The organism is Tabrizicola sp. (assembly GCF_034366665.1).
GTDB lineage: Bacteria > Pseudomonadota > Alphaproteobacteria > Rhodobacterales > Rhodobacteraceae > Tabrizicola.
In genome coordinates, this window is record NZ_JAXMMF010000006.1 from 25,956 (window position 1) to 38,117 (window position 12,162).

Genomic DNA, 12,162 nt, shown 5'->3' on the forward strand with positions numbered 1-12,162 from the left:
ATGCAGCCGTTGACTGCGACCGAACAGCATGCACCAGACGATCATCCGGTCGTGATGCTCATACCTGCGGCCCAAGGAAGGGTCAACCAACGCCAACGCCGCAGCCCATGCATTTTCGGACCGAACCGCCGAGCCCGGTCCCCGGGGATGGACGGCAGCACCCAACCCGAAAATCGGCCCTCTCGGCGGATATCCGCGCCGGGGCGCGGCCGGCCGCCGCAATCGACATCCGGCACGGGAACCCGATCCCGATCCGGGCATTGACCCCGGTGCCAGCCTGTCTGGCTCTTTAACAAGGAAAATCTGTCATGAAGAATACTCTCAAAATGATCGTTGCCACCGGCCTCATCGCCACCTCGTCGGCGCCGCTTTTCGCCCAGACCGTGGTCGGCGACCCGATGACGACCAGCTGTGGCGACTTCCTGGCGCTTGGCGACAGTGATCGCCTGCTGATGGCACTGCAGTTCGATGCCTACAATGCCATGTCGGAAACCGACAAGACCGCCGTCGAGGCGATGACCGATGAACAGAAGACCGCCCTGATCGCCGAAACCCGCACGGCACGCGAAGCCATGACCGCCGAAGAGCAGGCCGCGATCAACGAGGCAGGCGCGCTTACGTTGCAGAAGATCATGACCAACTGCAAGGCGACCCCGGAAAAGGTCGTCGTCGATGCGATGGACGCCGCCATGTAACTGCGCTTGCAGCAAGAATGACGAATGCGCGCATCCATCTCTGGGTGCGCGCATTCATTTTGGTGCCATGCTGTCTGCCGTTGCCCTTAAGCCGGGGCCCAAGGCTCAGGTCGGGCTCACTCCCACTCCAGCGCGCCCTTTTTCCACTCGTAGGCAAATCCGATGGTCAGCACGGCCAGGAACAGCATCATCGACCAGAAGGCAGCCATGCTGATCTCGCCAAAAGCGACGGCCCACGGGAACAGGAACGCGACTTCCAGGTCGAAAATGATGAACAGGATCGACACGAGGTAGAAGCGCACGTCGAACTTCATCCGCGCATCGTCAAAGGCGTTGAAGCCACATTCGTAGGCGCTGACCTTTTCGGGGTCCGGATTGCGGACGGCCAGCACTGCGGCGGCCAGGATCAGGACAAGGCCCAGGCCGATCGCGATGGCCATGAGGATAAGGATCGGCAGATACTCTCGGAGAAGCAGGTCCACGAGGGGGCTCCTTGAAGCTGGCGGCGCGCGTGCAAGCGGACGCATGGCGCGCCCGTTGTGTCTTTCTGTCCGTTTACTCTGCACCCATGCCGGGGTCAACCGAAGCCGGGGCAGATTTCGGGGGCTGCAGGTGCAGAAGTTCGCGCTGTTGGCGCGGTCTGGAGCCGGTCATACCTGACCGCGGACCCCGCCCGAGACGGGTTCCCCTTACCTTGACCCGCAGACCGAAGCGCCCTTTCCTGCCCCCAAGCACGAAAGGACCCTGCCCCATGCGTCTTGCCATCCTGATCGCCCTTGCCGCGCACTCTGCCTCGGCCCAGACCTGCGAGATCGACATTGCCGCCGTCGAGGCGCGCATTGCCCAGCTTGAGCCTGCCCATGGCATGGTCCTGTCCGACATCGGCTGCGACGCCCCGACCTTACCCGCCCACATCCTGATGTGCGAGGCGGCCGAGACGCCAGATGCCCCGCTCTGGCGCATGGGTCGGCTGGATGACCTGGCCTGGATCTACGCCGTCGAGAACGCCACCGGCCAGGACATCGACGAGACGAACCCGCCCCGTGACGACGATTTCCTGGCCCGTCGCGACGCCTGCACCGACGCGGCCTGCCTGTGCGACACCCTGGTCGAGCACACCAACGCCAGCCTCGGCGGCACCTCGCCCTATCCGCAGTGACCCGGCCCGGTGCTTTCTACCGGTGCTTTCTAGACGGAGCGCTGACGCGCAAGTCTTTTGTCTCGTTGTCGGGACTTGCGCCCTCCGCCTCGGACCCGCGCGGGACGGGGGAACGCTGGCCCGATGCCAAGGCTGCGGCAGATGCGCGCCCTGGGCCGCACTGCACCCTGCCCAGCGCGAAAGCGCGCAGGATCCGGGTGGATCAGCGGGTGACGGGGTGGAAGCTGTACACGCCGCCCGTCCGCTCCAGCCGCCCGATGCCGGGATGGGGCAGATGCGCGCCTGCGACCAGCCAGCCCTCGGCCAGCACCCGGTCGAACAGACCCGCCCGCGTCGCCCGCGCCTGATCCGGGTCCTCGTCGAACTTCCACGTCACCTCGGGCCGGGCGAACTGCAGCGGATGGTGCACAAGGTCGCCCCAGATCAGAAGTCTCCCCTCGACCAGGAACGCCATGTGGCCCGGCGAATGGCCCGGAGCGTTCACCGCCACCACGCCCGGCAAGGGACCATCCCCCTGCTCCAGCGGCATCAGGCGCGGCAGGACCGGGATCATCCGGGGTTCGGCCCGGAAGGCCATCAGTTCCTCGGTTGCCACGAAGACCCGCCCGGCGTTCGGAAAGGCCAGACCGCCATCGTCATCCACCAGCCCCGACAGATGGTCGATATGGGTATGCGTCAGCGCCACCACATCCACCTCTTGCGGCCCCGAGCCCGCCTCGGCCAGCGCCGCGCCCAGCTGGCCCAGTCCCTTGTGCCAGGCCCGCCCCGCGCCGGTGTCGATCAGAAGACAGCCCGCAGGCCCCCGCACCAGGAAGGCCCGCACCGGCAGCGGCAGCTTGCCCGACACCAGATCGCCCGCCGCGTAATCGGTCAGCCCCACCCCGTCCGGACCCCGCAGGCAGTCCGGCGGCATCGCCGTTTCGCCGTCCAGAAGCATCGTCACGGTCAGGTCTTGCACCTCGACCGTCAGGCTACGCTCTGTTTCCCGTACAACTCTCATCCGCACCACGTCCCGCGCAAACCGCCACTGTACTGCCGCCCGTGACCCGCCCGGATCATCAGACGCGCCACATCCACCCCGTCCAGTTCCAGCCGCACCAGAGACCTGCCGTATCGGTCGGTCCCGTCTTGCGTCAGGGCAATCCGGTCCGCCTTCTGGATCATCGTCCGCAAGGCCCAGCTGGCCCGCTCTGCCGCGACGAACTCGGCCAGGCACTGCGGAGCATACTTCTCGGGTGTGTCGAAGCCCTGGATGCGGGCGCTGACCATCCCGTCCTCGGGGCAGATCAGCGAGACAGTGTCCCCGTCCACCACCCGGATGATCCGGCAATCGCCTTGCGCGCTGGACACTGTCTTCATGCCCGCGTTCACCAGGTCCGCGATGGTCGGCACAAGAACCAGACCGCCCAAGGCGACCACGATCATACCCCGAAGGTAGAAGCGCGGGCTGGCCAGCCGACGCAGGCCCCGGGCCAGCGGACCCGCGGGCCGCGCCGGACGGAAAAGCCAACCCATCAATCCGCCGCCACTGCTGCTACCGGACCAAGCGCCTCGGCCCGGGCCGCCACAGCGGCCTCTTCGGTCAGGATACGGGCGATCTGGTCCACGTCCTCGGGCAGGAAGGTCAGTGGCAGCCGCATGTCGATCAGGCCCGCCAGAATCCGGTCGGTCTGCGGCAGGACTTCGGGCCTGGCATACTGCCAGTGCGCGTAGCGGCTGGTGAAGCCCGCCGGGTCGGCCGCGCCGAACCACTTCAGCTCTACCCCCCGCGCCGCAGCAGCCGCAACGAAGGCCGCCACCCGCGCAGACTCCCACCCCGGCAGGAGAAACTGAAAGCTGGACCCCACGTAATCCTCATGCTGCGGACGGGGGATCAGCTTCACGCCGACAGCGCCTGCAAGCCCCGCCTCCATCGCCTGATACAAGGCCCGCCACCGCGCCCGCCGGTCGTCCAGCAGGCCGATCTGAGGCCGCAGGATCGCCGCCCGCAGGTTGTCCATGCGCGACGACACATTGGGGACTTCCAGCTTCAGCGCCTCGAACACCTCGGGCGCAGGGGCCGCCCGGTGTCGGGCGTAAAGCATGTAGGACCCCGACAAAAGGACGGCCCGCGCCGCCAGGTCAGCGTCATCGGTGACCAGAAACCCGCCCTCGCCGCTGTTCATGTGCTTGTAGGTCTGCGTCGAATAGCACCCCACCGCACCATGCCGCCCCGAGGGCACACCCTTCCACTTCGCCCCCATCGTATGCGCGCAATCCTCGATCACCCGCACCCCCAGCCGGTCACACAGGGCCATCAGCGCGTCCATGTCGCAGACATGGCCCCGCATGTGGGACAAGAGAAGCACCCGCGCACCTGATGCCTTGGCCTGCGCCTCCAGATGCGCAAGGTCGATCGTCAGATCCTCGGTCACATCGACAAAGACCGGCTTCGCGCCAATGGAGGCAATCGCCCCCGGCACCGGGGCCAGAGTGAAGGCGTTGGACAGGACCGGCTCCCCGGGCTTCACTTGGCACGCGCGCAAAGCACAGGCCATCGCCGCCCCACCCGAGGCCAGCGCAAGGCAATACTTCGCGCCCACGTAAGCCGCGAATTCCTCCTCCAGCAGCGCCGTCTCGGCGATCTCGCCCGCCACCGTGTTGTAGCGGTGCAGCCGCCCATGCCGCAAAACCGCCATTGCCGCCTCGATCCCGGCCTCGGGGATCGGCTCCTGCTGGGTGAAACTTCCGGTGAACCGCTCGCTCATGCCTTCTCGGACCTCTTCAACATCAGGAACAACACAGTTGTAAGCGCCAGAAAGCCCGCGGCCACCCAATAGGCGACATCCGTTGACCGCCAGACCCGGTCCTCGGCCCAGAAATGGCCGAAGAGGAAGGCAAAGAACACCGTCCCGAGCAGCATCGCCACATTGGTGACCGCCGAAATCCCGCCCTGCAACTCGCCCTGCGCATCCTCGGGCACCCGCTTGGTCAGCATCGAGGTCAGCAGGGGGTGCACGAACCCCTCCGGCCCGTGCAGAAGCATGAGCGTGATCACCCCCCAAAGGGCCCCGACAAACCCATAGCCCAGCAGGACCAGCGTCGAGCAGACCAGCCCGAAGAGGGCTACCTGCCACTCGCCGAAGCGCTTCGTCGCCGGGCCGGTGAGAAAGCCCTGGAAGGCCCCGGCGACCAGGCCGAAGACCGCCAGCGTCGCGCCCACCATCGCCTCGGACCAGCCGAACTTGGCGATGCCCCAGAAGGTCCAGATCGCCGGGTAGACCGAGGTGGAAAAGAAGAACAACCCCATCACCATGACCATCGGCAACACGCCCCGGTAGGTGGCAAAGACCCGGAACGCCCCGAACGGGTTCGCCCGCCACAGCTCGAACTTGCGACGGTTCTCCGGGGCAAGGGATTCCGGCAGCACGAACCAGCCATAGACGAAGTTCAACAGCGAGATGAAGGCCGCCACCCAGAACGGCACCCGGGGACCCAACTCTCCCAGCAAGCCCCCGATGGCCGGGCCGATCACGAAGCCCACGCCAAAGGCCGCGCCCATGTAGCCGAAAGCCTTGGCCCGGTCATCCGGCGCGGTGACATCGGCGATGTAGGCGCTGGCGATGATCCAGCTTGCGCCACAGACCCCGGCAATGATCCGCCCGACAAACAGCCATTCCAGCGTCGGGGCCAGCGCCATCAGGATGAAGTCCATCCCCAAGCCGAAGATCGCCAGCAACAAGAGCGGGCGGCGCCCGAAGCGGTCGGCAAGATTGCCCATCAGCGGCGCAAAGACGAACTGCGCCAGACTGAAGGCCGCGAACATCCAGCCCCCGATCACTGCTGCCTGGGCGATGTCGACATGGCCCACATCCTCGATCAGCTTCGGCAGGACCGGCATGATCAGCCCGAAGCCCACCATGTCCAGAAACACGGTGATCAGGACGAAAGTCACCGCATGGCGGCTGACCGTCCGGGGGGCATCTGGGGCTTGGCTCATGAGCCGGGACCCTATGGCTCGGCTGCGGGCCTGTCAAACCGGGGCGACCCGCCGCGCAATCCTTCACCCGTCTTTCATCTTGCTTCAAATATCCCCGCCGGAGGCATGATCGAGCCGGTTGGCGCCCCGCGCCAGAGGCGAGACAGAAGGCGTGCGCGAAGCGCTCGATTTCGCAGCCCCCCGATCTTCGCAGCCCTCCGATCTTCGCAGCCCCCCGATCTTTGCAGCCCCCCGATCCGCGCGCCACCAGGAAACCAGGCGCAGACGGCAAAACCCGCGCCCCCTCTCCCCACCGGGGGAGAGGGCCGGGGTGAGGGGGGGCAACGCACGACATCCGGGTTAGCGGCCGCTCAATGCCTACAGCCAACCCCTTGATTTTCCAGCTCTGTAAAGCGTGCCTGCGCGCGGGCCGCCTCAGCCCAGCAACCGCCCCGCCAGCCCCGGAAGGTCCTCGAACCGGTTCAGCAATGCCGCCGGATTGAACCGGGACACCCCCGCCCCCTCCGGCCCGAAGGTGACCAGCGCCACCGGCACCCCCGCCGCCACCCCCGTCTTCGCGTCGGTCTCGGTATCCCCCACCAGCATCGACCGCCCGACCACGCCCCCGGCCCGCTCCACCGCCGCCCGGTACGGCGCCGCGTCCGGCTTCCGGACCGGCAGCGTGTCCGCCCCGACCAGCGCCCCGAAGGCTCCCCGCACCCCCAGCGCCTGCAGCAAAAGCTCGGCCAGCCCCTCTGGCTTGTTCGTGCAGATCGAGACCGCGAACCCCGCCGCCTTCAACCCCTCCACAGCCTCCATCGCCCCGGGATAAAGCCGCGTGTGGGTCGCGATTCCCTGCCGGTAGGTCTCCAGCAGCACCGGATAGCCCGCATCCACGTCCGCCTCCGTCCAGTCCATCCCCAGCCGCTGGAACCCCAGCCGCAGCATCGCCCGCCCGCCATGAAACGCGGTCAATGCATCTTCGGGCCCCAGCACCGCCCGCGGCAGCGACGCATTCGCCGCAGCCAGCAGGTCCGCCGAGGTGTCTGCCAAAGTTCCGTCCAGATCGAACACTACACAGCGCATGTCGGCAGTCCTGTAACCTGTCGTGAGCGGACGGCCCCTTGCCACCCACTGCCACGGGGGTAAAACGGGCGCCGGTACATTGGAAGGGGCAGAATGCAGGTTTCAGTCATCGTTTTGGCAGCGGGTCAGGGGACACGGATGAACTCCGACCTGCCGAAGGTCCTGCACCAGGTCGCCGCCGCCCCCCTTCTTCACCACGCCCTGCAGACCGCGCAAAGCCTGGAGCCCTCCCGCATCGTCACCGTCACCGGCCACGGCGGCGAGGCTGTCGCGGCCTCTGCCACCGCCTTCAACGAGGCGGTCGAGACCGTTGTCCAGGACCCCCAGCTTGGCACCGCCCATGCCGTGGCTCAAGCCGCCCCCCTCGTCTCCGACGTGCCGGGCGAGGCCATCGTGCTTTATGCCGACACCCCGCTGATCCGCGAAGAAACCCTTCGCGCCATGCTGGACGCCCGCGCCCGACACGCCGTTGTCATCCTCGGCTTCCACGCCCGGGACCCCGGCCGCTACGGCCGCCTGCTGACCAATGGCGACCAGTTGCTGGCGATCCGCGAGTTCAAGGACGCATCCGAACCGGAACGCGCCATCACCCTGTGCAACTCAGGCGTTGTCTGCGCCGAGGCGCGCACCCTGTTCTCTCTCATTGCCGAGGTGAAGAACGACAACGCTGCGGGCGAATACTACCTGACCGACATCGTGGAACTGGCCCGCAAACGCGGCCTCTCCGCCGGCGTGGTGCTGTGTGACGAGGCCGAGACGCTGGGCGTCAACACCCGGCAACAGCTTGCCGAGGCCGAGGCCGCCTTCCAGACCCGCGCGCGGGCCGAGGCACTGGAAAACGGCGTCACCCTCACCGCGCCGGAGACGGTGTTTTTCGGACTGGATACCTATATCGGCCGCGACGCGATCATCGGTCCCAACGTCCTTTTCGGACCCGGCGTCACCGTGGAATCCGGGGCCGAGATCAAGGGCTTCTGCCATCTGGAAGGCTGCCACATCAGCCGCGGCGCCACCGTTGGCCCCTTCGCAAGGCTGAGGCCCGGCGCGGAACTGGCCGAGGATGTCCACGTCGGCAACTTCGTCGAGATCAAGAACGCCATCCTGGACGAGGGCGTGAAGGTCGGCCACCTGACCTATCTCGGTGACGCCCATATCGGCGAGTTCACCAACATCGGCGCAGGCACCGTGACCTGCAATTACGACGGCGTGATGAAGCATCGCACCACCATCGGCAAGCGCGCCTTCATCGGCTCGGACACCATGCTGGTGGCCCCCGTCACCGTGGGTGACGGGGCGCTGACGGCCAGCGGGTCCGTCATCACCGAGGATGTTCCGGCCGAAGCCATCGCCATTGGTCGGGCAAGGCAGGTCACGAAACCCGGCCTTGCGACCAGAATGTTCGAAAAGTTGAAAGCCATTAAAGCTGCAAAGGCAAAGGGGCATTAAAAATGTGCGGTATTGTAGGGGTCTTGGGCAATCACGAGGCTGCCCCGCTTTTGGTCGAGGCGCTGAAACGGCTGGAGTATCGCGGCTATGACAGCGCCGGCATCGCGACGGTGAACGCCGGCAAGCTTGACCGCCGCCGGGCCGTGGGCAAGCTGGTGAACCTCTCCGACCTTCTGGTCCACAACCCCCTGGCCGGAAAGGCCGGAATCGGCCACACCCGCTGGGCCACGCATGGGGCCGCGACGGTCACCAACGCCCACCCGCACCGTGCGGGCGGGGTGGCCGTCGTCCACAACGGCATCATCGAGAACTTCCGCGAGTTGCGCGCCGAGCTTGCCGCCGAGGGCTACACCCAGGAATCCGAGACCGATACCGAAACCGTCGTCCTGCTGGTCAATCGCGCGATGGACGGGGGCGCCTCGCCCGTCGAGGCCGCGAAAGAGACGCTGTCGCGCCTGCACGGTGCCTTCGCGCTGTGTTTTCTGTTCGACGGCCAGGACGACCTGATGTTCGCCGCCCGCAAGGGCTCTCCCCTGGCGATCGGCTGGGGCGACGGCGAGATGTTCGTGGGCAGTGACGCCATCGCGCTGGCCCCGATGACCGACCGCGTCACTTACCTTGAAGAAGGCGACTGGGCCGTCATCACCCGCCTGGGGGCCGAAATCTACGATGCCCGGGGCGCCCGCGCCAACCGGGCCGAGACGCGCATCCACCTGGACGCGACGCGGATCGAAAAGGCCGGCTACAAGCACTTCATGGCCAAGGAAATCGCCGAGCAGCCGGTGGTGATCGCCGATGCGCTGAAGCACTACACCACGGCGGATGGGACGCTGCTTCTTCCGGAAGCGCTTGATTTCCAAGGGATCGACCGGGTGACTCTGGTCGCCTGCGGCACCGCCTCCTACGCCTGCCACGTCGCGAAATACTGGTTCGAGCAGATCGCGGGCCTGCCTGCCGACATCGACATCGCCTCCGAATTCCGCTACCGCGACCCGGTGCTGTCCCCGGCCTCGATGGCCATCTTCGTCAGCCAGTCGGGCGAAACCGCCGACACCCTTGCCGCGCTTCGCCATGTCAAGGACAAGGTCGCCAAGGTCGTCTCGGTGATCAACGTCCCCACCTCCTCTATCGCGCGCGAATCCGACCTCGCGCTCCCGATCCTGGCGGGGGTGGAGGTCGGCGTGGCCTCGACCAAGGCCTTCACCTGCCAGCTGACCGTGCTGGCCCTGATGGCCCTGAAGGCCGCGCAGGACCGGGGCCGTATCGACGCAGCCACCCTGCGCGACCGGCTGGAAAGCCTGCGCGCCGTGCCGGGCCTGATGAATGCCGCCCTTGGCCTGTCGGACCCGATCGCCAAGCTGGCCGAGGAACTGGGCACTGCGCAGGACATCCTGTTCCTGGGCCGCGGACCGATGTTCCCTCTGGCCCTGGAAGGTGCATTGAAGCTAAAAGAAATCAGCTACATCCACGCCGAGGGTTATGCATCTGGTGAACTGAAGCACGGGCCCATCGCACTGATCGACGCAGCCGTTCCGGTGATCGTGCTGGCGCCCAAGGATGCGCTTTTCGACAAGACCGTCTCGAACATGCAAGAGGTCATGGCCCGCAGCGGCAAGGTGCTTCTCCTGTCGGACGCCGCAGGGGTCGAGACCGCCGGTCAAGGCACCTGGAAGACCCTGACCTTGCCGGGGGTGGACCCGCTTTGGGCCCCGATCCTGTACGCGGTTCCGGCGCAGCTTCTGGCCTATCACACCGCCATCGCCAAGGGGACCGACGTGGACCAGCCGCGCAACCTGGCGAAATCGGTGACGGTGGAATAGGGACCGGTTTCTTCGAAGAAACCGGTGCGGAGTTTTTCGAAAACTCCGCGCCCCTGATCCACCGGTGCGCCGCATCCGTATCTTGATAAACGGGAGACAAAGATGCAGCGCAGAACCCTTCTTCTCGGCCTGGCCGCCCTGCCCCTTGCCGGTTGCGCCGCAACTCCCGCGCCTCCGGCCCAGCCTGGCCTGCCGATCACCCTCATCTCGGCCTTTCAGGGCCGCACGACGGGGCGCGGGCATTTCCGCATCTGGTTGACCGGCGACGAACGCCGCTTCACCGCGAAGCTGAACGGCCGTGTCACGGGGACCGAGGGCGCAAGGACCCTCACCGTGGTCGAGGACTTCCTTTACGACGACGGCCAGCAGGACCGCCTGACCTGGGTCTTCCGCGAGACCGGGCCCGGCCGGTGGACCGGCAAGCGCGAGGACACGGTGGGCGAGGCCACGGTGATCGAGGAAGATGGCCAGATCCGCCTGGCCTACACTGCCGACTTCAAGTCCCCCTCCGGCGTGAACCGTCTGGAGTTCCAGGATATCCTTTACGCCCGCGCCGATGGCACCATCGTCAACGACGCCGTGGTGTCCAAGGCCGGGATCGCTGTCGCGTCCGTCCGGTTCCTGATCCAGCGCTGACTTGCCCTTGGGCCAATCGGCTGGCAGGTAGGGCCAGTGACCAGGAGGCCCCGATGACCCCGCTTCATGACCTGCAAGCGCTTGCTGATCCCGCAAAAGCGGCCGAGATGGCGGCCTACCACAAGGCCCCGCGCACCTATCTTGGCGTCGCGGTCCCGCAGATCGAGGATCTCACCGACCGCTGGCGGGCAGACCTGACGCTGGAGGACCGACTGGCACTGGCCGCGGACCTGTGGCGGACCGACATCCACGAGGCCCGTGTCGCTGCCGCGAAGCTGTTGACCCAGGCGCGCATCCGGCCCGACCAGGCAGCCTGGGACCTGATCGTCTCGTGGGTGCCCGATTTCGATGGCTGGGCGCTGGCCGACCATGCCAGCATCGCCGGGCAGAAGCGGCTGGTCGCGGACCCGTCGCGGCTGGAGACGGTAGAGGCCTGGATCACAAGTCCCCACATGTGGACCCGCCGCGCTGCACTGGTGATGACGCTGCCCTGGACCAAGCAGAATTTTCCGAAAGCGCACGACCTGGCCATCCGAGGCCGGGTGCTGGGTTGGTGCGAAGCGCTGGCCGAGGATCGCGACTGGTTCATCCAGAAGGCCGTCGCCTGGTGGGTGAGGGACCTGTCAAAACACGATGCCGCCGCAGCGCAGTCCTTTTTGACCCAGCATGGTCCCAGATTGGCGCCTTTCGCCCGCAAGGAAGCGGCCCGGCACTTGATCCAGTCCTGAAAATGGCGGCCGAAACAGGCCGCCATTTCAAGATGTCACCACCAGGAGTGATTCAGGCTTTAGCGGCCGTCGAACTTGTCGTCGAACTTGTCAGGCCCAAGGCCGTTGACGGATTTGGTATCAGCGGTGCCGCCCGAGAAGCTGCCGGAGTTGGTGGTATCCGGTCCATTGCCCCAGCCGTTGTTGCCCTTGGGCTGCGGCTCTTCGGGGCAGTCATAGCAGGTCTCGGTGGGCGGCGGTTCGACCGTGCCCTCCGCAAAACTGGTGGTGGCAAGACCCACCCCCATCACAAATACCGAACACGCAGTCATCAAATTCCTCATTTGAACTTCGTCCCTTCCCTAATTGCTGGGTAAGGAAAGACTACACAGCCTCGATTAACCCGGTTGCACTTCGGGGTTGATTGGTTATTGCGCGCAAACAGTTGGCCCATCTTCCGCCCAATTGATGACCCATCGGTGTCACGCCTTTTACCCAAAGCTGCAAAGAGGTTTCTAGGGTCAGGACTCGTTATCCGGTCATAGCCAGAATATGACGGTTGCGGCGAGGGCTACGGCGGAGAGGAAGACGTTCGGGCACCTGTCGTAGCGGGTTGCGACGCGTCGCCAATCCTTCAGCCGTCCGAACATGATCT

Annotated in this window: 13 protein-coding genes and 1 pseudogene; 6 read left to right on the forward strand and 8 right to left on the reverse strand. The window is 66.2% G+C overall.

Annotated elements, in window-relative coordinates; genetic code table 11:
- Positions 1 to 308: 308 nt before the first annotated feature.
- Entirely contained in the window at positions 309 to 695 is a 387-nt protein-coding gene (locus U1E69_RS00790; protein WP_322242103.1) for a hypothetical protein, read from the forward strand.
- Between the two features lie 116 nt (positions 696 to 811).
- Here the strand turns inward: U1E69_RS00790 and U1E69_RS00795 are convergent, their stop codons facing one another.
- Positions 812 to 1,177, reverse strand: a complete 366-nt coding sequence (locus U1E69_RS00795) for an NADH-quinone oxidoreductase subunit A (protein ID WP_305548695.1) — start codon at positions 1,175 to 1,177, stop codon at positions 812 to 814.
- 269 nt (positions 1,178 to 1,446) lie between these two features.
- Between U1E69_RS00795 and U1E69_RS00800 the strand changes: the two genes are divergently transcribed.
- Positions 1,447 to 1,854, forward strand: coding sequence for a hypothetical protein (locus tag U1E69_RS00800; RefSeq protein WP_322242104.1), 408 nt, complete (start codon positions 1,447 to 1,449; stop codon positions 1,852 to 1,854).
- Positions 1,855 to 2,056: 202 nt separating this feature from the next.
- Here the strand turns inward: U1E69_RS00800 and U1E69_RS00805 are convergent, their stop codons facing one another.
- The 5 genes from U1E69_RS00805 to U1E69_RS00825 all read right to left on the reverse strand — a co-directional run bounded on the left by U1E69_RS00805 (position 2,057) and on the right by U1E69_RS00825 (position 6,898).
- On the reverse strand, positions 2,057 to 2,854 hold the full coding sequence (locus U1E69_RS00805) for an MBL fold metallo-hydrolase (RefSeq protein ID WP_322242106.1): 798 nt from the start codon (positions 2,852 to 2,854) through the stop codon (positions 2,057 to 2,059).
- On the reverse strand, positions 2,851 to 3,369 hold the full coding sequence (locus tag U1E69_RS00810; protein WP_322242107.1) for a thermonuclease family protein: 519 nt from the start codon (positions 3,367 to 3,369) through the stop codon (positions 2,851 to 2,853). The genes U1E69_RS00805 and U1E69_RS00810 overlap by 4 nt, the downstream gene beginning before the upstream one ends.
- Complete coding sequence (locus U1E69_RS00815) at positions 3,369 to 4,601, reverse strand: DegT/DnrJ/EryC1/StrS family aminotransferase (RefSeq protein WP_322242108.1); 1,233 nt, start codon at positions 4,599 to 4,601, stop codon at positions 3,369 to 3,371. The genes U1E69_RS00810 and U1E69_RS00815 overlap by 1 nt, the downstream gene beginning before the upstream one ends.
- Positions 4,598 to 5,833: a TCR/Tet family MFS transporter gene (locus U1E69_RS00820; RefSeq protein WP_322242109.1), complete on the reverse strand. Its 1,236-nt coding sequence runs from the start codon at positions 5,831 to 5,833 to the stop codon at positions 4,598 to 4,600. Before U1E69_RS00820 ends, U1E69_RS00815 begins: the two co-directional genes overlap by 4 nt.
- 414 nt (positions 5,834 to 6,247) lie before the next feature.
- A complete protein-coding gene (locus U1E69_RS00825; protein ID WP_322242111.1) occupies positions 6,248 to 6,898 on the reverse strand; it encodes an HAD-IA family hydrolase in 651 nt (216 codons plus the stop codon).
- A 93-nt stretch (positions 6,899 to 6,991) separates the two neighbouring features.
- Here U1E69_RS00825 and glmU point away from each other — a divergent pair, with 93 nt between their 5' ends.
- The 4 genes from glmU (at position 6,992) to U1E69_RS00845 (ending at position 11,528) form a co-directional block, all read left to right on the forward strand.
- Positions 6,992 to 8,344: a bifunctional UDP-N-acetylglucosamine diphosphorylase/glucosamine-1-phosphate N-acetyltransferase GlmU gene (gene glmU / locus U1E69_RS00830; protein ID WP_322242113.1), complete on the forward strand. Its 1,353-nt coding sequence runs from the start codon at positions 6,992 to 6,994 to the stop codon at positions 8,342 to 8,344.
- A 2-nt stretch (positions 8,345 to 8,346) separates the two neighbouring features.
- Positions 8,347 to 10,164, forward strand: a complete 1,818-nt coding sequence (glmS, locus tag U1E69_RS00835; protein ID WP_322242115.1) for a glutamine--fructose-6-phosphate transaminase (isomerizing) — start codon at positions 8,347 to 8,349, stop codon at positions 10,162 to 10,164.
- A gap of 102 nt (positions 10,165 to 10,266) precedes the next feature.
- A complete protein-coding gene (locus U1E69_RS00840) occupies positions 10,267 to 10,800 on the forward strand; it encodes a DUF3833 family protein (protein ID WP_322242116.1) in 534 nt (177 codons plus the stop codon).
- A 53-nt stretch (positions 10,801 to 10,853) separates the two neighbouring features.
- Entirely contained in the window at positions 10,854 to 11,528 is a 675-nt protein-coding gene (locus U1E69_RS00845) for a DNA alkylation repair protein (RefSeq protein WP_322242117.1), read from the forward strand.
- 59 nt (positions 11,529 to 11,587) lie between these two features.
- Here the strand turns inward: U1E69_RS00845 and U1E69_RS00850 are convergent, their stop codons facing one another.
- Together U1E69_RS00850 and U1E69_RS00855 are read right to left on the reverse strand one after the other, a co-directional pair.
- Positions 11,588 to 11,839 carry a hypothetical protein gene (locus U1E69_RS00850; RefSeq protein WP_322242118.1) on the reverse strand — a complete coding sequence of 84 codons (252 nt, stop codon included), beginning with the start codon at positions 11,837 to 11,839 and terminating at the stop codon, positions 11,588 to 11,590.
- A 207-nt stretch (positions 11,840 to 12,046) separates the two neighbouring features.
- A pseudogene (locus tag U1E69_RS00855) lies at positions 12,047 to 12,162 on the reverse strand (IS5/IS1182 family transposase); the annotation flags it as partial.

What these genes read in the sequence shown, in the direction of transcription:
- U1E69_RS00790 (WP_322242103.1), top strand. Translation starts at nt 309, where the DNA reads ATGAAGAATACTCTCAAAATGATCGTTGCCACCGGCCTCATCGCCACC.
- U1E69_RS00800 (WP_322242104.1), top strand. Translation starts at nt 1,447, where the DNA reads ATGCGTCTTGCCATCCTGATCGCCCTTGCCGCGCACTCTGCCTCGGCC.
- U1E69_RS00805 (WP_322242106.1), bottom strand. Translation starts at nt 2,854, where the DNA reads ATGAGAGTTGTACGGGAAACAGAGCGTAGCCTGACGGTCGAGGTGCAA.
- U1E69_RS00810 (WP_322242107.1), bottom strand. Translation starts at nt 3,369, where the DNA reads ATGGGTTGGCTTTTCCGTCCGGCGCGGCCCGCGGGTCCGCTGGCCCGG.
- U1E69_RS00815 (WP_322242108.1), bottom strand. Translation starts at nt 4,601, where the DNA reads ATGAGCGAGCGGTTCACCGGAAGTTTCACCCAGCAGGAGCCGATCCCC.
- U1E69_RS00820 (WP_322242109.1), bottom strand. Translation starts at nt 5,833, where the DNA reads ATGAGCCAAGCCCCAGATGCCCCCCGGACGGTCAGCCGCCATGCGGTG.
- U1E69_RS00825 (WP_322242111.1), bottom strand. Translation starts at nt 6,898, where the DNA reads ATGCGCTGTGTAGTGTTCGATCTGGACGGAACTTTGGCAGACACCTCG.
- glmU (WP_322242113.1), top strand. Translation starts at nt 6,992, where the DNA reads ATGCAGGTTTCAGTCATCGTTTTGGCAGCGGGTCAGGGGACACGGATG.
- glmS (WP_322242115.1), top strand. Translation starts at nt 8,347, where the DNA reads ATGTGCGGTATTGTAGGGGTCTTGGGCAATCACGAGGCTGCCCCGCTT.
- U1E69_RS00840 (WP_322242116.1), top strand. Translation starts at nt 10,267, where the DNA reads ATGCAGCGCAGAACCCTTCTTCTCGGCCTGGCCGCCCTGCCCCTTGCC.
- U1E69_RS00845 (WP_322242117.1), top strand. Translation starts at nt 10,854, where the DNA reads ATGACCCCGCTTCATGACCTGCAAGCGCTTGCTGATCCCGCAAAAGCG.
- U1E69_RS00850 (WP_322242118.1), bottom strand. Translation starts at nt 11,839, where the DNA reads ATGACTGCGTGTTCGGTATTTGTGATGGGGGTGGGTCTTGCCACCACC.